The sequence below is a fragment of the Kocuria marina genome (assembly GCA_014652975.1).
In the GTDB taxonomy this organism is placed as follows: domain Bacteria; phylum Actinomycetota; class Actinomycetes; order Actinomycetales; family Micrococcaceae; genus Kocuria; species Kocuria marina.
The window spans coordinates 714885-738923 of the sequence record BMZV01000001.1 but is presented as its reverse complement, the minus strand read 5'-3'; the positions used below and the strand labels follow the sequence as shown (position 1 = coordinate 738923).

Here is a 24039-nt window from a genome sequence, read left to right as displayed (position 1 = left end):
CCCGACACGTAAACTGCCCGTATGAGCACCGACTTCTCTCCCGTGGACCTGGCCACCGCCCGTGAGCGCCTGCGCGAACTGATCAAGGGCCTCGCCGTGGTGCGGGGCAAGGTCACGCTGGCCAGCGGCATCGAAGCGGACTACTACGTGGACCTGCGCCGCGTGACCCTGCACCACGAGGCTTCCCGGTACGTGGGTCAGGTCATGCTCGGTCTGCTGGACGAGGCCGGGATCGCGTTCGACGCCGCCGGTGGGCTCACCATGGGCGCGGACCCGGTGGGCCACGCGATCATGCGCACGGCCGGGGACCAGGGCCGCGCCGTCGACACCTTTGTGGTGCGCAAGGCTCAGAAGTCCTACGGCATGGGGCGTCAGGTGGAGGGCCCCAGCGTGGTGGGCCGCAACGTGGTGGTCGTGGAGGACACCTCCACCACCGGCGGTTCCGCCCTGACCGCCGTGGAGGCGCTGCAGAAGGCGGGCGCGAACGTCGTGGCCGTTGCCGTGATCGTGGACCGCCGCACCGGCGCCAAGGAGCGCATCGAGGAGACCGCGGGCGTCCCGTGCCTGTACGCCTACTCCAAGGACGAGCTCGGGCTTGACTGAGCCGGACGCGTCCGGGTCTCGGCAGGACGACGCTGCGCCCCGCGTCGTCGGCGTGGGCCCCTGGCAGGGCGAGTGGCCCGCCGGCGAGCGCTGGGACCCCGAGCTGCTGCGCGAGGGCGACCGCCGCAACGTTGCGGACCAGTACCGCTACTGGCGCATGGACGCGATCATCGCGGACCTGGACTCCAGGCGCCACGCCTTCCACGTGGCGGTGGAGAACTGGGAGCACGACTTCAACATCGGCTCCGTGGTGCGCACCGCCAACGCGTTCCTGGCTCGTGAGGTGCACATCATCGGGCGACGCCGCTGGAACCGCCGCGGAGCCATGGTCACGGACCGCTACCAGCACGTGCGCCACCACGCGAGTGTCGCGGAGTTCACGGCCTGGGCACGCGGCGAGGGACTCGCGGTGCTCGCGATCGACAACGTCCCCGGTTCCCAGCTGCTCGAGACGTTCGAGCTGCCCGAACGCTGCGTCCTGGTGTTCGGTCAGGAGGGCCCGGGGGTCTCCGAGGAGCTCGTCGCGGAGGCGGACGCGGTGCTGGCCATCGAGCAGTTCGGCTCCACCCGCTCCATCAACGCCGGAGCGGCCGCCGCCGTGACCATGCATGCATGGATCCGCCGCCACGTGTTCGAGCAGCGTCCTGCGCCCTCGTCCGAGGTCACGAAGGGCGCGGGAGCGTGAAAAAGGCCGGCCGACCATAGCCAGGAGGCAGAAGTTACCGTAGGGTCATGTGAATTGAATCACATGATGAAAGGTTCGCATGCTCATGGCTGCCTCGACCACTCGACCATCGTCCTTGCGGCGTTCTGCGGGTGCCCTCGCCCTGGGCGTTGGGCTGCTGCTTGCTGGACTGCAGCCCGCGAATGCGCAGAGCGCAGCAGGCTCCGCACCGGATGGCGGTTTCTCCGAGCTGCCGCGTAGCGAGCAGGACCAGAAGCTCCAGGAGCAGGGGCTGACCCGCGATGATCTTGCTCGCGAGGATGCGCTGAAGAAGCTCCGCAGCTCCACGGACACGGACTTCTACAGCACCCCGGCGCAGCTGCCTGCCGCCAACGGGGGCGTGGTGCGTTCGGAGCCGTCCACGTTCTACCTGGACCCCGTCAAGCTCATCAAGCCCAATGCGTCCGCCACGCGCATCATGTACAGGACCACCAACAGCAAGAACCAGGCCGTGGCCACCACGGGCACCGTGCTGCAGTCCAAGGCTGCGTGGCGCAAGCCCGGCCCACGGCCGCTCGTGGTGCTGTCCTCGGGTACCCAGGGTATGGGCGACTCGTGCGCGCCGTCCCGTCAGATGGCCTTGGGCACGAACTCCGAAGGCCTCAGCCTGGCCGGCCTGATCAATGCTGGCTACAACGTGGTGGCCCCGGACTACATCGGTCTGGGCACTGACGGCGCCCACACCTACATGAACCGTGTGGACCAGGCTCACGCCGTGCTCGATGCCGTGCGCGGTGCGCAGCAGCTCGGCATGGAGGGAGTGGACGCTAAGACCCCCGTGGCCGCCGTGGGATACTCGCAGGGCGGCGGTGCCACGGCTGCAGCCGCGGAGAGCGCCCCTGAGTACGCCCCGGAGGTGCAGCTCAAGAGTGCCTGGGTGGGTGCGCCGCCCGCGGACCTCACACTCACGGGTCAGCACATCGACTCCTCTCTCTTCTCCGGCCTGTCCTTCTACGTGATGGGGGCGGCCGAGGACTCCGGGGTGGCGGTTCGGGACAGACTCAATGCTGAAGGGCAGAGGCGCTATGACAAGGCCCAGGACAGCTGCCTGGTGGGCACCGTCCTCGCCGACGCCCTGGTGCCGTCCGAGAAGCTCACGGCTGACGGGCGCTCCTTCTCCCAGCTGCTCGGGGACCCCGCTCTGAAGGCGTACCTGGAGGAGCAGACCATCGGTGCCGCGGGCCGCCACCCTCGTGTCCCGGTGCGCATCGCCCACACCGTGGCGGACGACGTCGTGCCCTACCAGTCGGGCCGACGGCTCGCCCAGAAATGGTGCGCCTCCGGGGTGAACGTCTCCATGCAGACGCTCGCTACGCCCACCCATGTGGGTGCCTCCCTGGAAGGCATTCCCTCGATGCTCGTCTACCTGGACGCACGGTTCAATGGCATCCCGCAGACCAGCTCATGCTGGCGGCTGTGATCGCCACGGGGCAACGACCCCCGGGCGCCGCGCACCCACCGAGGAGGTCACCCGTGGGTCCGCACGTGGTCACGGCGGCGTGACCACGGCGCGGCTCTGAGCCGATCGGGCCGCAATTTTGCGGTGCCGTCCCGGGTCACGAGCAGACCCGTCACCTAGACTGGAAACAGGCCTCAGGCCACGGTCCAGCCGTGCATCGGGAACCCAGTAGAAGGAGTGTTTCATGCCCATCGCAACCCCTGACGTTTACTCCGAGATGATCGACCGGGCCAAGGAGAAGGGCTTCGCCTACCCGGCCATCAACGTGACCTCCTCCCAGACCCTCAACGCCGCGATCCGCGGTTTCGCCGAGGCGGGTTCGGACGGCATCATCCAGGCGTCCACCGGTGGTGCGGCGTACTGGTCCGGCTCCTCCGTGAAGGACATGGTCACGGGTTCGCTGGCCATGGCGGCGTTCGCCCGCGAGGTCGCCAAGAACTACGACGTCAACATCGCGCTGCACACCGACCACTGCCCCCAGGACAAGCTCGAGGGCTTCGTGCTGCCGCTGCTGGCCGAGTCGGAGAAGGCCGTGGCCCGCGGTGAGGACCCCATCTTCCAGTCGCACATGTGGGACGGTTCCGCGATCGATCTGGACGAGAACCTCAAGATCGCCCAGGAACTGCTGGAGCGCACCCACAAGGCCAAGATCATCCTCGAGGTGGAGATCGGGGCCGTGGGCGGCGAGGAGGACGGCGTCGTCGGCGAGATCAACGACACACTCTACACGACCGTCGAGGACGGCATGAAGACCATCGAGGCGCTCGGCGCCGGCGAGAAGGGGCGCTACATCACCGCCCTGACCTTCGGCAACGTCCACGGCGTCTACAAGCCCGGCAACGTGCGCCTGCGCCCCGAACTGCTCAAGCAGATCCAGGACGAGGTGGGTGCCAAGATCGGCAAGGACCGCCCGTTCGACCTCGTGTTCCACGGCGGCTCCGGTTCCACCGCGCAGGAGATCGCGGACGCGGTGTCCTACGGCGTGATCAAGATGAACGTGGACACCGACACCCAGTACGCGTTCACGCGCCCCGTGGCCGGGTTCATGTTCAGCAACTACGACGGCGTCCTCAAGGTCGACGGCGAGGTCGGCAACAAGAAGAAGTACGACCCCCGCGTGTGGGGCGCCGAGGCCGAGACCGGCATGGCCGCCCGCGTGGTGGAGGCGTGCCAGAACCTCGGTTCCGCGGGTACCTCCATCAAGTAGGTTCCCCGTGCTCCTCCGGTGCCCCGTACCCCGTGGTGCGGGGCACCGTCGTGTCTCGGGCCGCAACACTACAGGGTCGCTCACCGGGGTGATTCGAATCACTTGTTACGCTCCCCAAGTATGGGAACGAGCCACTCGCAGGAAGAAAACCCAGACCGCGACCGCCACCACCTGACGGTCAATTCCGAGCCCTCCCGGGCCTACCTCGAACAGCTCGAGCAGGATACGGAACGTCGTAAGAACGAGCTGAAACATCACTTGGCCAGCCACGACGGCGCAGCGGATGAGCTGCATGAGCGTCTCGAATCCTCGATCGAGGGCCAGACCACGGCCCTCGGTCACGTACTGCACGAACTGCATGAGAACCCCGAAACGGCATTCCAGGAACATCGTGCGGTCAAGCTGATCGTCAATCATCTGGCGGACCATGACATTCCCGCGGAGAACCCCGCTTTCGGTCTGGACACCGCCATTCGCGCTGAGGTGACCTCCGAGGACTTCGACCCGGCGTGTCACCGCACCATCGCGATCATGTCGGAGTACGACGCCCTGCCCGGTATCGGCCACGGCTGCGGACACAATGTGATCGCCGTGACCGGCCTGGGTGCGTTCGTGGCACTCGTCGAGCTCATCCGGGGCACACCCTCCGCGTTTTCCGGCCGCGTGGTTTACCTGGGAACGCCCGCAGAGGAGGGTGAAGGTGGCAAAGAGATCATGGCCAGAGCAGGTGCACTGGAGGGTATCGACGCCGCGGTCATGGTGCACTCCTACATCGCGGATCTCGTGGACCAGGTGTGGCTCGGTCGCCGTCAGTGCACGGTGCACTATCGCGGTGCGGCAGCTCACGCGTCGTCGCACCCGTTCATGGGACGCAACGCTCTCGACGCCGCGGTGCTCGCCTACCAGGGGCTGGGCCTGCTGAGACAGCAGACCCCGCCCACCGATCGGATCCATGCCGTACTACCCGAGGGCGGAGAACGCCCCAACATCATCACCGAGGCCGCCACCCTGCAGCTGTACGTCCGTTCCCAGCGCCCTGCGACCCTGAAGGCCTTGTCTCAACGGGTGACCGAGGTTCTCCAGGGTGCCGCGCTGATGGCCGGGGTGGATGTCGAGATCGATTGGGATTCGTCCCCCGCCACCCTTCCCGTGCTGGGCAATTCGCCCCTCTCCGATCGGTGGGTCCTCGCTCAGCGACGCCGCGGGCGCGATCCTTACCCGGCGGGCACGGTGTCCGAGGTGCTGGCTGCGTCCACGGACTTCGGCAACGTCAGCTATCGGATTCCCGGTATTCACCCGTTGATCAGCATCACGGACCAGGACATGGGCCTGCACACCCGGGATTTCGCGGCTGCTGCAGCTACCCCGCAGGCAGAAGCTGCGGGTGTCGACGGCGCCTACGGACTGGCAGCGGTGGCTCTCGACTATCTGGTCGATGATGCACTGGCTCAACACGTCCGTGATGACTTCCACGCCGGCGGGGGCGGCATTGCCGTGGAGAGCTATTTCGACTGAACCGGAGCCGGCGGGCCACGCATCGACATTTTTCGACCACTGACCTCGATGGAGTACACATGACCGCCACCGCGACCAAGAGATCGAATGTGGGAGACAGACTCCTCACCGGTATCGAGCGGGTGGGCAACAAGCTGCCCGAGCCCTTCGCCCTGTTCACCATCCTGTTCCTCATCACGGCGGTCGTGTCCACCGCCATGGCCTGGGGCAACGTGGTCGTACACGTACCGGGGAAGGATGAACCCCTGGCGATCAAGGGTCTGTTCACCGGGGAAGGTCTCGCGTGGTTCACCACGACCCTGGGTGAGAACTACATCGGGTTCCCGCCGTTGGTCACCGTGGCCACCATTCTGCTGGCGATCGGGATCGCGGAGAAGTCCGGGTTCTTGGCCGCAGCCATCCGATTCACGATCGGTGGAGCCCCGCGCTGGTTGCTGCCGTACACCGTGGGTTTCGTGGGCGTGGTGGGGTCGATCATGGCCGATTCTGCGTTCGTGGTGATTCCGCCCCTGGCCGCCCTCGCGTTCAAAGCAGCCGGCCGTCACCCGGTGGCAGGTCTGCTCGGCGGCTTCGCGTCGGCCGGTGCTGGTTACTCCACCAATATCTTCCCGACGTCGCTCGATGCCCTGTTCGCGGGCATTACCAACGCCGTGATCCCTACCGTGCCCGCGCTCGCGAATCACGCCACCGAGGCCAACCCGCTGTCCAACTACTACTTCAACATCGTCGCGGCGGTCGTACTCTCCTGCGTGGCGGGGTTCGTCATCGACAAGGTGGTGGAACCGCGAGTCATGCGAGCAGGGGTGTCCAAGGACGAGGTCAACCCGGAGACGGGTCAGCTCATGACCGACACCCGCGCCATGCGCGTCGTGGGGGACGAGCAAACCGTTGCGGAATCCCGGGAACCCCAGGTCGAGGCCGGATTGTCCCCTAGGGAGAAAAAGGCACTTCTGTGGGCATGTGTGACGTTCGTGCTGATCGGTGTCGCACTGACCGTCTTCACACTCTTGCCGAGTTCACCATGGCGCAACGAAGACGGGAACTTCCTCCCCAAATCACCGCTGCTGGCGTCCATCGTCTTCATCATCTTCGTGTTCTTCTCCGTGAGCGGTTACGTCTACGGCCGGATTGCGGGAACCGTTCGGGGATTCAAGGACGTCCCGGTGATGATGGGAGCAGCCCTCAAGGACATGACGTCCTTCCTGGTCCTGGCGTTCATCCTGGGGCAGTTCATCGCGCTGTTCAACTGGTCCGGGATCGGTTCCTGGATCGCGGTCACCGGCGCATCGGGTCTGGAAAACGCAGGTGTCACCGGCTTCCCCGTGATCATCGGGTTCATCATTCTGTGTTCGATCCTGAACCTGTTCATCATTTCGGGATCCTCCATGTGGACTCTGATGGCCGCAGTCTTCGTGCCGATGTTCGGCATTCTGGGATTCGAGCCCGCCTTCATCCAGGCCGCGTTCCGCGTGGGTGACTCGGCGACGCAGGTGATGACCCCTCTCAACCCCTACATGGTCGTGCTGCTCGCCATGCTCCGTAAGTACGAACCCTCTGCCGGGCTGGGGACGGTGATGGCCAGGATGATTCCGTTCGTAGTCCCCTTCTGGGTGGTGTGGGTTCTCATTCTCATGGTCTTCTACTTCCTCGGACTGCCGTTGGGCCCGGGAGTGGGCATCATGATTACGCACTGAGCCGCTTCGACGGCGCTCGGTGACGTCGTGCGCGAACGGCGTGGAGCGGCGTCGTGCACGCTGCGTAGAGTGGCTACGAACCCTTGAACTCGGCGTGGAAAGGAACCCACCGTGGCACTGCTCGGCAAGAATCTGCTGGACGAACCGGCTCCCACCTATCTGGACGAGAACCCCGAGCTGACGGCCCGCCTCGACGCGGGTGACGTGGCCGAGGACCTCGCGGCGGCCTTCCCCAAGGAGCAGTTGCCGTGGGCGATGCTCGCGGAGGAGGCGCTCGCGGACGGCCGCACTCTGGAGGGGTACGCCTACGCCCGGGTGGGCTACCACCGCGGGTTGGACTCGCTGCGCGGCCATGGATGGAAGGGGCACGGCGCGGTGCCGTACTCCCACGAACCCAACCGCGGGTTCCTACGGGCGCTGGCAGCGTTGGGCCAGGCCGCCGCGCAGATCGGCGAGATGGATGAGGCCGCCCGGATCGAGAAGTTCCTCCACGATTCGGACCCGGAGGCGGCGGAGCAGATCGCTCGCCGCTGACCCCGTCCGGCTGCGACGATGAACCGGTCGCCCGGTCCTGAACGGACCGGGCGACCTGGTCATATTCGCCCCGGCCCCCTGTGCGGGTGCGGGTGACGCGGGGCACAATGGAAGGACAGCCGGGGCCCATCGTCAGACCCGAGCACACCTCCTCGGGTACGCGTGCCCCATGAGAGGAGCGCGCCGTCATGAGAATCTCCGTACCCCGTGAGATCAAACCGGAAGAGGCCCGCGTGGGCCTCACCCCCACCATGGTCACCGCACTGGTTGCCGAAGGCCACGAGGTGTTCGTCGCGGAGCACGCGGGGGAGGGCGCGGGTTTCTCGGACGAGTCCTACCGCGCGGCGGGAGCGCGGATCACGTCCCAGGAGGACGCATGGGCGCAGGCCGAGCTGCTGGTGAAGGTCAAGGAGCCGATCGCCTCCGAGTACGACTTCCTGCGCCCGGACCTCACGCTGTTCACGTACCTCCACCTGGCCGCGAGCCGTTCGCTGACGGAAGCACTGCTGGACAGGGGCACCACGGGGATCGCCTATGAGACCGTTCGGGTGGGACGCACGCTGCCCCTGTTGCGCCCGATGTCCGAGATCGCGGGCCGCCTGGCGATCGCCAACGCCGCACACCACCTCCAGCACCACGCGGGCGGCCCCGGGATCCTCCTGGGTCGGGTGCCCGGCGTTGTTCCGGCCACCGTGCTGGTGATCGGTGGTGGCACCGTGGGTGAACACGCGGCCCGCGCAGCGGTGGGGGCCGGCGCGGACGTCACGATCCTCGAGGCTAACGGCGATCGCTTGCGACAACTGGACGCGCTGTTCCCCCACGCCCGGGTCCTGATGAGCGACACCCACCGCCTGGATGAGGAACTGCCGCGCGCGGACGTGGTCGTGGGTTCCGTCCTGGTCCCGGGCGCCTCCGCCCCCAAGCTCGTGCGCCGGGAGCACCTGTCGATCGTGAAGCCCCATGCGCTGCTCGTGGACGTGGCCGTGGACCAGGGCGGGTGCTTCGAGACCACCCGGCCCACCACGTACGACGACCCGGTCTATGCCGTGGACGGCATTCGCCACTACTGCGTGGCGAACCTGCCCGGCGCCGTGCCCGTCACGGCCACCCAGTCGCTCACGCACGCGACGTCCCCGTACGTCATGGCGTTGGCGCGCGGTGTGGACTCCGCCCTGGAGAACGACGCCGCTCTGGCCGCCGGGCTCTCGACCCGTGCCGGGCAACTGCACTCACCGGGCGTGGCCGCGGCCTTCCCCGACCTACCCGCGGCGAGCTGAGGACGCCGACGGCGCGCCCTGGAGCCGGGTCAGAACCGGGGTACGACGTCGTCGGCCTCGCCGGCGGAGGAGGTTTCCTCGGGGCGGACGCGTGAACTCGTGAAGACCTTGCACGCGAGCGCGATCAGGCACACCAGGATGAACGTGGCGATGAGCTGGAACCGCACGGCGGTGTCCAGGAGGCCCAGGATGATGATCGCGGCCAACAGGGCCAGGGCGAAGTAGGACAGCCACGGGAAGGCCCACATCTTCAGCGGCGAGGACACCCCGGCGCGGTCGGCGCGCTTGCGCAGGATGATCTGGGAGATCAGCGCCAGGGCCCAGACCACCAGGCACGTGGAGCCAATCACGTTGAGCATGACGTTGAGCACCGTCTCGGGCCACAGGTAGTTGAGCACCACGGCGATGAAGCCGAAGAGCACCGAGATCGTGACGGCGAGGCGGGGAACCCCGCGCGAGGAGGTGGCCGCGAGCCCACGCGGTGCGGATCCCCGGCGCGCGAGGGAGTAGAGCATGCGCGAACTGCCATACACGTTCGCGTTGAGCGCGGACAGCAGCGCCAGGATGATGACGATGTTCATCAGGACGTTCGCACCGGGGATCCCCACCTCCGTGAGGACCGCGACGAACGGGCTGGAGGAGAGGCCCTCATTGTTCCACGGCAGCACCAGCACCATGACGGTCACGGAGCCCACGTAGAAGATCAGGATGCGGATCAGGATGGTGCGGATCGCGCGGGCCACGTTGGTCTGCGGGTCCTCCGTCTCGGCGGCGGCGATAGTCACGAGCTCGGTGCCGCCGAACGCGAAGACGACCACCAGCAGTGCGGCCGCAACCCCCGTGATGCCGTTGGGCATGAACCCGCCGTGCTCCGTGAGGTTGGACAGCCCCGGGCTCGGAGCGGGCAGCACACCGATCAGCAACAGCACACCCACGACCAGGAACGCCACGACCGCGGCGACCTTGAGCAGCGCGAACCAAAACTCCGTCTCACCCAACGTGCCCACGCGCACCAGGTTGATGACCGTGAACACGGCCATGAAGATCAACGCCCACAACCATTGGGGCAGCGAGGGCCACATCTCGGTCACGAGCTGCGCGGCGGCGGTGGCCTCCGCGGCCACGACCACCACGATCTGGGCCCACCACAACCACCCGAGGGCGCGACCGATCGTGGGTCCCATGGCCTTGCCCGCGTAGGTCGAGAACGCGCCGGAGGACGGATCCGCGGCGGCCATCTCGCCCAGCGCGCGCATCACGAGCACGAGCAGCAGACACGCCACGAGGTAGGAAATCAATACGGCGGGCCCGGCGGTCTGGATCGCCGCGCCCGTCCCCACGAACAGGCCGGTGCCGATGGCCGAGCCGAGCGCCATCATCACCAGGTGGCGTGGCTTGAGGTAACTCCCCTGTGGCGGTTGCGACGGCGCGTGCGGCGAGTGCTCGCGGGATCCCCCGTGGATCACGCTGGCCGAACCGCGTGCGCCGGTGGGACCGTCATGGGGTGGGCGGGGTGCATTCATGGGAGAGAACATTACCCGTCCGCACGGGCACCGGTGGTGGCCGTCCGTCATCCTGCGCGCGGCAGACGGGACCGGATGGGGCTACTCTGGGGCTGCCGCGGCCGATGTGTTCGGCGCGGTGATTCGCCGAGCCGACAACGGCCCCGCCGATGGGGACACCGTGCAACCCCTAAATCCTGGGATCGACCTGTGGGTACCCTGCATCCATGCGCAATCTTCTGAAGGACCATCGACGGGTCCCTCCCGCTCGCAAGCCCCCGATCTACCTGATCTCGTGGGCGGGCTACCCGAATTTCGGGGACGAGCTGATTGCGGCCACCTGGGTCAACTACCTGGCCAAGGTGGCACCCACCACGGACGTGTGGCTGGACGTCCGCGAACCGGGGACCGTCACCGCCCTGCTGCGCGGCATCCATCCACGACTGCATGTGGTCAATACGGTCTTCCGCGCTCTGCACGACGTGGAACACGGCTCGGGGCGCTCGATGCGCAGCCTGATCGAGGATCTGGGGTCCCCGAAGTACGACGCGGGATTGCTCGCCCTGCGCGAAGCGAGCACCGTGCACCTGCTGGGCGGCGGGGTGCTGCACCGGGACTGGGCCGCGAACCTGCACATCGTCGAGGCGATGCGCGCGGTCCGGGAGGTCTCGGGAGCGCGGTTGTTCGCCACGGGTCAGGGGCTGATGCCCTTCGCGGGGGACCCGCTCACGGACCTGGACCACCTCAGCGTGCGAGACCGCCCCAGCGCCCAGGCCGCCGGAGTGCCCATGGGGTTCGACGACGCTTTCCTCCTCGCGGAGGACGCCCGCCACGCACGGGCCCTCGGGCTCCTGGCCGGGCACAAGGGGGATGGGTCGTCCGCTCGCACCGAAGGTACGGACGCCCCGAGCGAGGTGGTGGTGTGCGTGCAGTCGGACACCCTGGCGGAGGGGTCCTTCGAACGGATGCTGGACTTCGCCGGGGCGCAATTGCGGCGGTGGGACCTACCCCGGGAATCCGTGCGCTACCTCGAGGCCATCCCCGGGGACGATCATGAGGGCTTCGACCGGCTGCGGGATCTCGTGGCCCCGGACGGGTTCATCCCGTTCCAGGCCGCATGGGACGGGGATTTCACGTTCGGGCCGCACCAGGTGTGGCTGACCACCCGTTTCCACCACCACCTGGTCGCGGCGCTGCACGGGGCCAGGGGTGTCGCGCTCAGCGGCAAACCCGGGTACTACGACGTCAAGCACCAGTCCGTGATCGAGGTCGGCTCCAACTGGTCGCTGGTCCATGCCGGGCAGACCTCGGAGCCTGTGGCCCTGGAAGAACTGACGGCGCCCGCGGGCTTCGCCGAGGCGGTGCGTGCCAAGCGGGACGAGGCGAAGCAGCTCTACGGCCGGTAGGGCAAAAGGCCTGACCCGGACACGGCGAGGGCCCCGTGACACCCACACTGTGGCTGCCACGGGGCCCTCGCCGTTGCGGAGGATCAACCGATGTGGTGAACCCCGCTGGGAGCGACTACTTCTGCTGGTCGTAGCGGAAGAGGAACGCCGCCATCTGATCGCGCCTCACGGGCTCGTAGGGGCGGAAGGTCCCGTCCGACCAACCACGGGCGATGTTCTGCCCGTTCATCCAGGCGATCTCCTTGTAGAAGACGCGGTTGGTGGGCACGTCCTTGAAGGGGGAGGCCTTCGGAGCGGTGTACGCCGGGGATCCCGCCATCCGGTAAAAGAACGCGGCCATCTGGTCGCGGTTGATCTGCTGGGTGGGGCGGAAGGTCCCGTCCGGCCACCCCTTGGTGATGCCCTGCTCGCTCATCCAGGCGATCTCCTTGTAGAAGACGTGGCTGGTGGGCACGTCCTTGAAGGGGGACTTGGTGGGAGGGGTGTACTGGGGCGAGCCGGCCATCCGGTAGAGGAACGCGGCCATCTGGTCACGGTTCACGGCCTGGGCGGGGCGGAACGTCCCGTCCGGCCAACCGCGGGTGATGCCCTTGTTGGCCAGCCAGGAGATCTCCGAGTAGAACACGTGGTTCTTGGGAACGTCCTTGAACATCGGGTTCTGGGTCTCGGGGGCCTTCGCCGCGGACTGGAAGGTCTTGACCTCGGCCTTGGCGCCGTCCTGACCCGCGCGGATACCGGAGAGGTCCCCGGCGGCGTTGTGCAGGTGCAGGAACAGGGCCTCGCCCTTGGCGCTCTCCGAACCGCGGTGCGCGGTCAGCTTCTTACCGGGCAGGTCGGTGAACAGCGACGTGTTGATCTGTTCCCCGCGGAAGGAGATCTTCGGGGTGGCCGGGCTGTACTCGATCACGCCCGTGCGGTCCACGGGGCCGTCGATGCTCCCGGAAAAGGTGGTCACCTGGTAGGTCAGCTTGGTGTCGGTCTTGGTGGGATCGATACCCAGCTTCGCGGCGCTGACCGGCATCACCATGGCGTTGGTGTCGAACGTGTTGGTGTCCACGTCACCCCAGGAACCGTTCAGCGGCTGGCTGTCGATCACCGTGAGCTCACCGTTGACGTAGCCGTACAGGTTCACCACCGGGTAGTCCAGACCATCCGTCCGGCCCAGGGCCGCGATGTAGTCGGGGCGACCATTGCCGGTGGTGTCTATCGCGATCTCCGTGGAGACGTCCGGCTTGATCGTGCTCGCGTTGCCCCAGCTGGAGACACCGAAGTTGATCATGCCGTCCTTGCTCACGTCCTTCTTCTCGGCCTTCAGCTGCGGGAGGTTCGAGGAAGCGCCCACGTACTGCAGATCGGCGAACTGGGAGTTGCCGCCGGCCAGCTTGGTGGAATCCAGGCGGCCCGACTTGGCGCCCAGCTCGAAGGCCCCCAGGGCCGACTGCCAGCCGCCCTGGTCCAGGCCGGTGCCGGCGAGGGCGACGGCGCTCGTGCCGTTCTTGTCCCACCGGTCCAGCGTGGCGTTGTCCACCCGCATGTCGGCCGCCGGCTTCGGGGCGATCGACATGGGGACGCGCAGGTCCTGGCCGTTCTCCGTCAGGACCAGGCGGCCGGATTCGGAGGCCAGGAACTGACGGGCGAAGCCCAGCTGGGTCACGGCCTCGGAGGGGTCGTGGGTCTTGGCCAGCTGCGCGCGATCCACGGTGGCGGTCACCTTGACGGTGGCCTTGCCGCCCTTGGCCACACTGACCGAGCCCGGCGTGGAGAAGCTCACGCCCGGGACGTCGGTGGAAGCGTCGAAGCGCACCTGGTACGTGTGCGCCGCGCCGCTGGTGTTGTCCACGACCAGCTCACGGGAGAAGGTCTCCTTGCCGTTCTTGATCTCGGTGACCCCGAAGGTCGAGGAGATCAGGGCCGGATTGGCCTTGTCGTAGACCAGCACGTCCTGGTTCACGGCGCGCAGTGCGTCCACACGACCCGAACCCACGCGGTCCACCGCGGAGGTGGCCCCGTTCGCGGCGTGCACGTCGTGCACAGCCGAGTTCATGATGGCGGCCTTGATCATCTGGGGGTTGTAGTTCTGGTGTTTCTGCTGCACCAGGGCGGCGATCCCGGCCACGTGCGGGGTGGCCATGGAGGTGCCGGTCTTGACCGACACGCCGTTGCCCGCGGCCACACCGGCGGAACCGATGTTGGTGCCGGGTGCGGCGACGTCGGGCTTGATGACCCCGTTGCTGCCGTGCTGACCGCGGGAGGTCGAATCGTTGACCTGGTCCTTCTGGCCGGTCTGCGCCCTGGCGGCACCGATCCACTCCGGGGCTAGCTTGACCCGGGCCCCGCCGGCCTGGGCGGCCGGCTTGATCTTGGCGATGGATTCCTTGCTCATCAGCAGACCCGGGACGCCGGCGTTGCCCGCGATGCTCGTGGGATCCACCGAGTAGTCGGACTCCAGGACCACGCCCTTGCCGCCGGCGGCCTGGACGTTGTCGAAGCGGACCTTGGAGCCGCACGGGAAGCCGGCCTTGTCCTCCCAGTCGAGCATGACCCACTTGCCGCCGAAGTCCTGCGAGAAGGGAGTGCAGCCGAAACGGTTGTCCTGCGGGCCGACCACGACGTCGCCCTGGAGCTGTTCGGGCTTGGCATCGCTGTAGTTGAAGCTCCCGCTGTAGGAGCCGGTCAGTTCACCCTGGGCGCTGTCAGGCGAGAGGCCCTCGGCCTTGTCCTGCGCGGCGGTGCTGCCCTGGGAGTTGGCCACGGTCAATGCGGAACGCGCGCTGCCCGGGGAGCCGGAGATCTCGTGGGCGTCCCCGGCGTTGCCCGCGGCGATGACCGAGAGGATGCCCTGGCGGGACAGCGCGTCGATCAGGTCGTTCTGGGGGTCGTCGGCCGGGCCGAAGTCGGACCCGAGGGACATGTTGATGATGTCCGCCTTGTCCGAGAAGTCCCCGTCCATGTTGGGGTCCAGGGAACGGTCCAGGGCGTCGAGGACGAGGTTGGTGGAACCCTCACAGCCGAAGACGCGCAGCCCGATCAGTTGCGCCTCGGGCGCGGTGCCCGGGCCGATCCGCATCTTGCCGATCTGCTCCTGCGTCAGCTTGGTGAAATCGCCCTTGTAGGTCTTGCCGTCCGCGCCCACGCCGTAGCCCGCGGTGGTGCCCGCCACGTGCGTTCCGTGGCCGCCGGCCTCGCAGTCCAGCGGGTTGTTGTCTGGCCTCGGGACGCTGGTGGGAATCTGGGCGTCGTAGGCGTCGCCCGCGAGGTCGTACCCGCCGAGGAACTTCTTGGAGTCGTACAGACCCGAGTCCTTGCCCGGCAGGTCGTTCGAGGCCTTGGCCTTCTTGTAGGCGTCGACGGTGCCCGGACCACCGAAGTCGGCGTGGGTGTAGTCGATGCCCGAGTCGATGATGGCGACCTTGACGCCCTTACCGGTCTGGCCGGTTTGGGTCCAGGCGTTGAGGGTGTTGGTGTCCAGCACGGAACCCGCGTTGTTGCGGTAGGCGGGGACGATCTTGGAGATCTTAACCACGTCGGAGCGCTTGCTCAGCTCACGCAACTGCGCGGCATCTCCCTTGAGGGCGACTCCGCGCAGGGCGTTGGATGTGGTGTACAGCAGGTCGGACCCGGAGGCGGAGGCCAGGGTGGAACCCATGCTCTCCACCGACTGGCGGATGGCCCGCACCCGCGCGGCGGCCTGGACCGGGTCCTGGCTCCCGGAGCGCACGCCCTCGGGTTGCGTGGCCTCGAAGGCACTCGGTCCCTGCAGCTGCACGAAGACCGCCACCTGGCCCTCGGCATCCTTGAGGTCCGAGCCGATCAGCCGGTCGGGGTTCTGGGTGTTGTGGTCGTCCGTCTTGGGCGCCGGGGTGATGTCGACGGCGCTCGCCGGCAGCGCCGTGCCCAGGGCCAGTGCCAGGCCCAGGGCGGTCGTGAGGCAGGCCTTGGCGGCTCTGCCACGACCAGCCCTTGTCTCGTGGTTCATGTCTCGTCCTTTGACATTCGGGGGATGTCGTGAGGTGCATCGCAATGACCCAAGCCTGCGTGCGACCTACCGAAAAGTAAAGGTTTCATCAAAATATTCTGTGCTCTCACCAGTCGCGATGTCCGTGGCGTGTCGGACGCCGGATTCGCGCCGTGACCGGGGTAGGCGGACGAGGGCGGCGGTGGTGGGCGTCACCGTTAGAATTGGTTGGTACGTGCCCCGCGCGTACTCCTCAACCGTTGTCGTGCCGAATGGGTGCAAGCCCGGGCAGGAGTAGCCAGCTATGCCAGCAATCGTGATCGTCGGAGCCCAGTGGGGCGATGAGGGCAAGGGCAAGGCCACGGATCTCCTGGGTGGCCGGGTGGACTACGTGGTCAAGCCCAACGGCGGCAACAACGCCGGGCACACCGTGGTGGTGGGTGGTGAGAAGTTCGAGCTCAAGCTCCTTCCCGCGGGCATCCTCAGCCCCAACGCCACCTCTGTGATCGGCAACGGCGTGGTGATCAACCCCCAGGCCCTGTTCGAGGAGATCGATGGCCTCGAGGCCCGCGGCGCGGACACGTCCCACCTGCGGATCTCCGCCAATGCGCACCTCGTGGCCCCGTACCACCAGACGCTGGACCAGGTCACCGAGCGGTTCCTGGGCAAGCGCGCGATCGGTACCACGGGCCGCGGGATCGGTCCCACGTACATGGACAAGGTGGGCCGCCTGGGCATCCGCGTGCAGGACGTGCTGGACGAGTCCATCCTGCGGCAGAAGATCGAGGGCGCGCTACGCCAGAAGAACGAGCTGCTCGTCAAGCTCTACAACCGCCGCGCGTTCGAGGTGGATGAGATCGCGGAGTACTTCCTGGGCTTCGCCGAGCGCCTCGCGCCCATGATCGTGGACTCCACGCGAGTGCTCAACGAGGCCCTGGACCGCGACGAAGTGGTGCTCATGGAGGGCGGCCAGGCCACGTTCCTGGACGTGGACCACGGCACCTACCCGTTCGTGACGTCGTCGAACCCCACCGCGGGCGGCGCGTCCGTGGGCTCGGGTGTGGGCCCCACGCGCATCACCCGGGTGATCGGCATCCAGAAGGCGTACACCACGCGCGTGGGCGCCGGTCCGTTCCCCACCGAGCTCTTCGACGAGATGGGCGAGCAGCTGCGCAAGACCGGCGGCGAGTTTGGCGTCAACACGGGCCGGCCGCGCCGCACCGGCTGGTACGACGCCGTCATGGCCCGCCAGGCCGCGCGGATCAACGGCTTCACGGACTTGTTCATCACCAAGCTGGACGTGCTCACCGGGCTGCGTGAGATCCCGGTGTGCGTGGCCTACGAGGTGGACGGTCAGCGCTTCGACGAGATGCCCATGACCCAGTCCGACTTCCACCACGCCCAGCCCGTGTACGAGAACTTCCCGGGCTGGACCGAGGACATCACCGGGGCCCGCACCCTGGGGGACCTCCCCGCCAACGCCCGCGCGTACGTCGAGGCGTTGGAGAAGATGTCCGGGTGCCGGATCTCCGCGATCGGTGTGGGCCCGGATCGGGACGACACCATCGTGATGCGGGACCTGATCGCGGACTGACGCCCCGATTCCCACCCGCGGACACGACGACGCCGCTCCAAGCCTTGGAGCGGCGTCGTCATGTCATCCGTGGGGCACGGTCGGATCAGTGCTGCGAGACGTCTGCGGTGAGCAGGTCCACGGGCTTGTCCTTGGTCACGGCCTTGTGCCCGAGCCACAGGGCCAGGAACACGGGCAGGCCCAGGTACGAGGACAGCAGGCCGAGGGCGTTGACCTCCCCGGACGTGATCAGGCTGTAGCCCTGACCCAGGATCACCACGGCACACATGATGAGCGCGACCACGGGGCCGATGGGGAAGAACCGGGCACGGTAGGTGAGGTTCTTGGGATCCCCGCCCTGCAGGACGTAGGCCCTGCGGAACCGGTAGTGGCTCCACGCGATCCCCATCCACACGATGAAACCGGCCAGGCCGGAGGCGTTGATGAGCCACACGTACGCCTGACCCTCACCGATCAGGGTGGTCAGGAAGCAGAACATGCCGATCAGCGTGGTGGCCAGCAGTGCGAGCATCGGGACACCGCGGCGGTTGACCCGGGCCAGGAACCGGGGAGCCTTCCCGCTCTTCGCGAGCGCGTAGAGCATACGGGTGGAGGCATACAGGCCCGAGTTGCCCGCGGAGAGGATGGCGGTGAGGATCACGGCGTTCATCACGCTCGCCGCGGCCAAGACACCGGCGTGCTCGAACACCAGGGTGAACGGGGAGATGGAGACGTCCTCCACATCGCTCGCGAGCAGGTGGGGATCGGTGTAGGGGATCAGGAAACCGATCACGGCGATCGCGCCGATGTAGAAGAGCAGGATGCGCAGGAAGACCGTGCGGATGGCCTTGGGAACGGTCTCGCGGGGGTTGTCGGCCTCGCCGGCCGCGACACCCACGAGCTCGGTGCCCTGGAAGGAGAACCCCGCGACCATGAAGATGGCCATGATGCCGGTGAAGCCGTTGACGAAGGGCGCCTCGCCGGCGGTCCAGTTGTGGAACCCGGGGGACGGGCCGCCCAGGATGCCCAGGATCATCAGGACACCCAGGACCAGGAAGATCACCACGGTGATCACCTTGACCAGGGAGAACCAGAACTCACTCTCGCCGTACGCGCGAGCGCTGAGGGCGTTGAGGGAGAAGAGGATCACCAGGAACAGCGCGGACCAGATCCACGCGGGGACGTCCGGGAACCAGTAGCGCATCACCAGCGCGGCCGCCACGAGTTCCGCGGCCACGGTGATCGCCCAGTTGTACCAGTAGTTCCACCCGATCGCGAAGCCGAAGGAGCGGCTGATGTAGCGGGTGGAGTACTCCTCGAACGAGCCCGCCACGGGCAGGTGCGTGGCCATCTCGCCCAGGGACTGCATGAGCAGGAACACCATGAACCCGATCGCAGCGTAGGCGACGAGCGCCCCGCCGGGACCCGCGGTGTTGATGGAGTTGCCGGAGGCCACGAACAGACCGGTGCCGATCGCACCGCCCATCGCGATCATGGTCAGGTGACGCGACTTGAGGGTGCGGCGCAGCGAGCCGTCGGGCGCGACGTCCTGGCCGGTGGGCCGTGGATCGGGGCGGTGGGATGCGTGTGGATCGGGCGGCGTGGCCGCCGTCGAGATGTTTCCCCCACCGGACGAAGATGAAGACACAGGGTTCTCCCGTAGTTGTGATGGTCCGGCGCCGCAGCGGATCGCGGCGGCTGAGGGACATTATGCGCGGCATCGCAGCACACGTGGGGATCCCCACGCAAGGGTCCACCGAAGTGGCCACAAATTCTCAGAAGACGATCACCGTGATGATTCCCAGGACGCCCAGCACCAGACACGTCCCGGAGGTCACGACCACGGCCACCAGGTCCGGCGTGATCCGCTCCCCGGCGATTCCCACGGATTCTCGCCGATAACGCATGCGTTGTGTGGCATAGATCCCTCCGGAGAGGCACAACGCCACGGTGAACAACGAGAGCACGAACGCGCCGTGGGCCGGGAGCCACTTCAGGTAGATCGCTGCGGCGGTGCACAGTGCCAGCATGGTCCGGCCCCAGGACAGCACGGTGCGCTCGGGTTGCAGTCCCGGATCTTCGTGCGTGCGCACGCCCGGCGGGGTGATGGAACTCATCGGGTCAGCACCACGACCACGAGCACCCCGGAGGCGATCGCGCCCCCTACCGCCACGAGCGGGACGATCAGCGGCAGGGGCAGGGGAGCCTTGTGCCGCATGGAACGTTCCACGCGCAGCCACCGCAGTGCGGCTCCGGCACTGAGGAACATACCCAGCACCAGCAGGACCAGGGCCAGGAACTTGCGCACCGCGATGTCGAAGATGTCCCCGGTGAACGCCTCGATGGCGATGCCCCCGGCCAAAAAGGCCAGGGACGTGCGGATCCAGGCGAGGAACGTGCGTTCGTTTGCCAGCGTGAAGCGGGGGTCCGGTTCCGTCCCGCCGCGCAGGACACGGTGGCTGATCGATCCACGACGCCGCTCGGCCGGGTCTTCGGGGTGGCTCACGGTTCTCCTTCGTCTGGGCTCTCCGTACGCGCCTCTCGGTGCAGAAGCAGGATCCTGAGGTGATGGTATGCGCTCGGGGGCCGGAAGCGGCGTCGTGGGCGGGGGGGGCACCCTTGTCCGCTCGTGCCGCGCACGAGAAGATGGTCGCACTCGCAGACCACTGGCGTAGGGAGAACAGGTCATGAGCACGAGCAACCACCCGGGCAGTGGCGCCTCGCCCCACGAGGAAGGAACCCGGTACCCGGGAACCGAGTACCATCGCGACACGCAGCCCCTGTCCGTGTCGGCCGATACCCACCGTCCCTACGCGCAGCCCGCAGGACAGTGGCACTACGTCCCCGCCGGACCGGAGGACGCCCAGCGGCAACAGCAGGCGAGCTCCAGCTCGGAGACGTCACTCGTGCTGGGCATCCTGGGGGTCACCGTCCTGCCGATCCTCGCACCGTTCGCCCTGTGGCAGGCCACGAAGGCTGAGAAACTCGGCGGCAGGGCGACCGCGGGCAAGGTCCTGGGCTGGGTCGGTGTGGTGCTGCTGATCCTGATGGTGCTGTGGTTCGTGTTCTTCTTCGCGATCTGGGGATTCGCGATGAACGAGTTCATGCAGCAATCCCGCTCGAGCGTCTGAGACGCGCAGGAGCCCCGCCGGTCCGACCGGCGGGGCTCCTGTCCACGTAGCTCGAGGGGCGCTACCAGATGGCCACGCGTTCCTCCTCCGGCAGCCACATGCCGTCCGAGTCCTGGACGTCGAACGCCTCGTAGAACGCGTCCACGTTGCGCGGGGTCTGGCCGGCACGGAACTCGGCGGGGGAGTGCGGATCCGTGGCGATGCGTGTCTTTAGCGCCTCGTCCCGGGACTTCTCCTGCCACACGTAGGCCCAGGAGATGAACAGCCGCTGCGCGGGGGTGTACCCGTCGACGCTCTCGCTGTCCGGACGGTCCTTCTTCTCCTGCGCGGTCTTCCATGCCTTGTAGGCAATGGACAAGCCGCCCAGGTCTCCGATGTTCTCACCCAGGGTGAGTTCGCCGTTGACGTGCGGAGCGGCGTCGTCGTCCGCGAACTGCGCGGGGGACAGCGCCGCGTACTGGCCCACGAGACGGGCCGTGCGCTGCTCGAACGCCGCGCGGTCCTCGTCCGTCCACCAGTTGCGCAGCTTGCCCTCGCCGTCGCACGTGGAACCCTTGTCGTCGAAGCCGTGACCGATCTCGTGACCGATCACCGAGCCGATGGCCCCGTAGTTCACGGCGTCGTCCGCGTCCTCGTTGAAGAAGGGGGGCTGCAGGATGGCCGCGGGGAACACGATCTCGTTGCGCAGCGGGTGGTAGTACGCGTTGACCGTCTGCGGGGTCATGAGCCACTCGTGCTTCTCCACCGGCTTGCCGGCCTTGCGCGCGAGCTCGTCCACAGCGAACTGGGCGGTGCGCACTACGTTGCCTACCAGGTCGTCCCCGCGCACCAGCAGGCCCGAGTAGTCCTTCCACTTCTCCGGGTAGCCGATCTTGGGAGTGAATCCGGAGAGCTTCTTGAGCGCCTCGGCCCGGGTGTCTTCCGTCATCCAGTCCAGGTGCTCGATCGAGTCGCGGTACGCCTCCAGCAGGTTCGCCACGAGCTCGTCCATGCGCGCCTTGGCAGACGGCGAGAAGTTCTCGGCGACGTACAGTTCGCCCACGGCCTCACCCAAGGCGCCGTTGACCAGCCCGACGCCGCGCTTCCAGCGTTCGCGCAACTGCGGCGTCCCGGAGAGCACGGTCCCGTAGAACGAGAAGTTCTGGTCCACGAAGGCCTGCGGCAGGTACGCAGCGCGGGCGGAGACCACGTGCCAGCGGGCCCAGGACTTCCACGCGTCCAGCAGATCGTCGGTGAGCAGCTCGTCCAGGCCCGTGAAGAAGCTGGGCTGGGCGTTGATCACGGTGCTCAGGTGCTCCGGGGTGAGCCCCATGCCCTCGAGCACGGCGTCCCAATCCAGGCGGGACACCTGGTCCGTGAGTTCCGCGAACCCCATGGGGTTGTACATCTTGGTGAGGTCCCGCACCGTGACCTTGTCCCAATGCTGCGCGGCGATGCGCGTCTCCAGCTCCATGACCGCCTGCGCCTGTTCGGCGGCGTCCTCGAATCCGGCCAGTTCGAGCATCTTCGCCACGTGCGCCACGTACTTCTCGCGGATCTCGGCGTACTGCTCCTCGCGGTAGTACTCCTCGTCCGGCAGTCCCAACCCGGACTGGCCCACGAACACGAGGTTGCGCTGCGGGTCCCCGGGGTCCGAGTCCAGGTCGATGTCCAGCGCCGCCCCGATCCCCCGGCGCATGGCCGTACCGAACCACTTGGACAGCGCACGCGGGGAGTCGATCGCGGCCACGGCGTCCAGGTCCTCGCGCAGCGGCTCGGTGGCCAGCTCCTCGATCCGGTCCGTGTCCATGAAGGACGCGTACAGCAGCGCGATCTTGGTCTCGGCGCTCTGCTCCGCCGGGTTCGACGCCGCGGCGCCGCCCTCCGCGCTTGCGCCCGTGATGATCTCGCGCACCGCCTGCTCGGCCTGATCCCGCAGTTCGATGAACGCCCCGGTGCTGGCCTTGTCGTCCGGGATCCGGGCCTCCTTCAGCCATGAACCGTTGACGTGGCGGAAGAGGTCGTCCTGCGGGCGGACCGAGCGGTCGAAGGCATCGAGGTCAAACACGGAAGTGGTCATGAGCCCCACGGTACTGAGCGGCGGTGGAGCGGGTCACACCGGGGCTCGGCCTGTTCCCGCAGGGCAGAACCGTACGGCGTCGTGCCCGTAGGGGCGGGACGGTCAGTCATGCGCAGAACATCTGAGGCCCGGAAATGCGATCAGAACCCGCCACCACCGGCCTTTTGGGGACTCAGATGTACCGGCGGATTGGCAGCCCCCGGTACGCCGTATCGCAATGATGACCTAAATGGGCGCCATCCGTGAGTATTTGCAGGACCTGGCGGTAGCTACGAACGCAGTGGCGAGCGATCTGCCCCCCCCCACCGTGTTGGACAGAGGAATGGTCCGCTCCCTGCGGGCCGATTGTGTCAGGACCGCGACCGCGATAGGCGGTTCGTCGGGGTGGGAAATGACCCCCAGCCTCATGGCTGAGCGCCGCCAAAGACCCAGTCTTGGCTGCGCTCTGGACACCCGGGTACGTGAAGACTTCAGCGAAACGGTGTCCCCATGCTTGTTATCCCAGTACATGCCGCATGAACGAGCGCTGGGAGGGAGTGGCTGCGTGGTCCTCCCAGATGAACGAAAGGATATCTACGAGATCGGAGGCCGTGGTACTCGATACCAGCAGGGGGTCGTATTCCCGGGGATCGGGCAGAAGGTAGGGATCCAGATTATCGGCGTCCCGGGCATCCTCGACCGTGTGCAGATCGGTTGCGAGAAGGTAGGGCCGGATATCGGTTTGCAGCAACCCGAGGTGTCTCAGAGTGTGTGCCACACGATCGTGACCCATGGCGCATAGCACCGCTTTTCCAGCCGTGTTGTCCGAGATGGTCGTCATCAATTCGACCAGGTCTCGCCACGACATGCACACGGGGTCCAGGCATATCGACAACCCCGTGGGCCCGGGAACGCGGGTCTCAGGCACCAGATCGACCGGTGCAGCCGGGTCGATGAGGCCATCGTCCGCAGCCTGACAGAAGGCGGCCATGACAACGAGCTTGTACAGGGAAGCCGTTGGAAACCTGACCCCAGTCCGGTAATTGAAGGGAGGTAGCGGATCGGGCGTGAGGAGCGAACCGGTGGCAGTTTGACCTGCCCCACCGCCTGGAAAGCTGTCCTGCGGATCAACAATCCGAGCTACCTCCCGTGTCGGGTGAATCAGGTGAATATGGCCAGCCTGTACCCTTCTCGGCAACCATTCTCCATGGGGGTACGGGAAATGTTTATTCCTGTCGAGGGTGGGATCCGGATACTCAATGGTTGGAACACCGAAGCGGAAGGGCCGGCATTAGAGGAATTAATGGTCGATTTTGCTGGGCGTACAGGAAGGATTCCCATCAGACAGGCGAAGGTGTCCATTCCTGCGGAGGCTACCCAGTTCTCGGTGATGGGGTACCCCTTCCAGCCGCGATCGAGAG

18 protein-coding genes are annotated in these 24039 nt (G+C 67.1%); 11 read left to right on the top strand and 7 right to left on the bottom strand.

Annotation, left to right across the window (positions count from 1 at the left end):
- Positions 1 to 21: 21 nt before the first annotated feature.
- The 8 genes from pyrE (at position 22) to ald (ending at position 9013) form a co-directional block, all read left to right on the top strand.
- Complete coding sequence (gene pyrE, locus IE157_RS03460; protein ID WP_193519099.1) at positions 22 to 603, top strand: orotate phosphoribosyltransferase; 582 nt, start codon at positions 22 to 24, stop codon at positions 601 to 603.
- Positions 596 to 1288, top strand: coding sequence for a TrmH family RNA methyltransferase (locus tag IE157_RS03455; RefSeq protein WP_193519098.1), 693 nt, complete (start codon positions 596 to 598; stop codon positions 1286 to 1288). Before pyrE ends, IE157_RS03455 begins: the two co-directional genes overlap by 8 nt.
- Positions 1289 to 1373: 85 nt before the next feature.
- Positions 1374 to 2747 (top strand): lipase family protein, encoded by a 1374-nt coding sequence (locus IE157_RS03450; RefSeq protein ID WP_318281285.1) that lies wholly within the window; start codon positions 1374 to 1376, stop codon positions 2745 to 2747.
- 223 nt (positions 2748 to 2970) lie between these two features.
- Complete coding sequence (fbaA, locus tag IE157_RS03445) at positions 2971 to 3993, top strand: class II fructose-bisphosphate aldolase (protein WP_064846477.1); 1023 nt, start codon at positions 2971 to 2973, stop codon at positions 3991 to 3993.
- Between the two features lie 120 nt (positions 3994 to 4113).
- The gene (locus IE157_RS03440; protein WP_193519096.1) at positions 4114 to 5508 is read left to right on the top strand and encodes an amidohydrolase; all 1395 of its coding nucleotides are present in this window, start codon (positions 4114 to 4116) and stop codon (positions 5506 to 5508) included.
- 59 nt (positions 5509 to 5567) lie between these two features.
- Positions 5568 to 7202: an AbgT family transporter gene (locus tag IE157_RS03435; protein WP_193519095.1), complete on the top strand. Its 1635-nt coding sequence runs from the start codon at positions 5568 to 5570 to the stop codon at positions 7200 to 7202.
- A gap of 111 nt (positions 7203 to 7313) precedes the next feature.
- Positions 7314 to 7736, top strand: a complete 423-nt coding sequence (locus IE157_RS03430; RefSeq protein WP_064846478.1) for a DUF3151 domain-containing protein — start codon at positions 7314 to 7316, stop codon at positions 7734 to 7736.
- A 188-nt stretch (positions 7737 to 7924) separates the two neighbouring features.
- Positions 7925 to 9013, top strand: a complete 1089-nt coding sequence (gene ald / locus IE157_RS03425) for an alanine dehydrogenase (RefSeq protein ID WP_085106809.1) — start codon at positions 7925 to 7927, stop codon at positions 9011 to 9013.
- Between the two features lie 29 nt (positions 9014 to 9042).
- Here the strand turns inward: ald and IE157_RS03420 are convergent, their stop codons facing one another.
- Positions 9043 to 10536 (bottom strand): amino acid permease, encoded by a 1494-nt coding sequence (locus tag IE157_RS03420; RefSeq protein ID WP_318281284.1) that lies wholly within the window; start codon positions 10534 to 10536, stop codon positions 9043 to 9045.
- 206 nt (positions 10537 to 10742) lie between these two features.
- Between IE157_RS03420 and IE157_RS03415 the strand changes: the two genes are divergently transcribed.
- Positions 10743 to 11921, top strand: a complete 1179-nt coding sequence (locus IE157_RS03415; RefSeq protein ID WP_193519094.1) for a polysaccharide pyruvyl transferase family protein — start codon at positions 10743 to 10745, stop codon at positions 11919 to 11921.
- Positions 11922 to 12036: 115 nt separating this feature from the next.
- Here the strand turns inward: IE157_RS03415 and IE157_RS03410 are convergent, their stop codons facing one another.
- On the bottom strand, positions 12037 to 15897 hold the full coding sequence (locus tag IE157_RS03410; protein WP_193519093.1) for a S8 family serine peptidase: 3861 nt from the start codon (positions 15895 to 15897) through the stop codon (positions 12037 to 12039).
- Positions 15898 to 16180: 283 nt separating this feature from the next.
- Between IE157_RS03410 and IE157_RS03405 the strand changes: the two genes are divergently transcribed.
- Positions 16181 to 17470 (top strand): adenylosuccinate synthase, encoded by a 1290-nt coding sequence (locus tag IE157_RS03405; protein ID WP_064846482.1) that lies wholly within the window; start codon positions 16181 to 16183, stop codon positions 17468 to 17470.
- 85 nt (positions 17471 to 17555) lie between these two features.
- Here IE157_RS03405 and IE157_RS03400 read toward each other — a convergent pair whose 3' ends face one another.
- From IE157_RS03400 to IE157_RS03390, 3 genes are all read right to left on the bottom strand, one after another.
- The gene (locus IE157_RS03400) at positions 17556 to 19097 is read right to left on the bottom strand and encodes an amino acid permease (protein ID WP_449768862.1); all 1542 of its coding nucleotides are present in this window, start codon (positions 19095 to 19097) and stop codon (positions 17556 to 17558) included.
- Between the two features lie 127 nt (positions 19098 to 19224).
- Positions 19225 to 19566: a DUF202 domain-containing protein gene (locus IE157_RS03395; protein ID WP_085106814.1), complete on the bottom strand. Its 342-nt coding sequence runs from the start codon at positions 19564 to 19566 to the stop codon at positions 19225 to 19227.
- Positions 19563 to 19955, bottom strand: a complete 393-nt coding sequence (locus tag IE157_RS03390; RefSeq protein WP_064846485.1) for a YidH family protein — start codon at positions 19953 to 19955, stop codon at positions 19563 to 19565. The genes IE157_RS03395 and IE157_RS03390 overlap by 4 nt, the downstream gene beginning before the upstream one ends.
- 181 nt (positions 19956 to 20136) lie before the next feature.
- Here IE157_RS03390 and IE157_RS03385 point away from each other — a divergent pair, with 181 nt between their 5' ends.
- A complete protein-coding gene (locus IE157_RS03385; protein ID WP_193519092.1) occupies positions 20137 to 20580 on the top strand; it encodes a DUF4190 domain-containing protein in 444 nt (147 codons plus the stop codon).
- Positions 20581 to 20641: 61 nt separating this feature from the next.
- On the opposite strand, the gene IE157_RS03380 is transcribed toward IE157_RS03385, so the two are convergent.
- Together IE157_RS03380 and IE157_RS03375 are read right to left on the bottom strand one after the other, a co-directional pair.
- Positions 20642 to 22639 (bottom strand): M13 family metallopeptidase, encoded by a 1998-nt coding sequence (locus IE157_RS03380; protein ID WP_193519091.1) that lies wholly within the window; start codon positions 22637 to 22639, stop codon positions 20642 to 20644.
- A 496-nt stretch (positions 22640 to 23135) separates the two neighbouring features.
- Positions 23136 to 23816 (bottom strand): serine hydrolase, encoded by a 681-nt coding sequence (locus IE157_RS03375; RefSeq protein WP_193519090.1) that lies wholly within the window; start codon positions 23814 to 23816, stop codon positions 23136 to 23138.
- Positions 23817 to 24039: the final 223 nt, after the last annotated feature.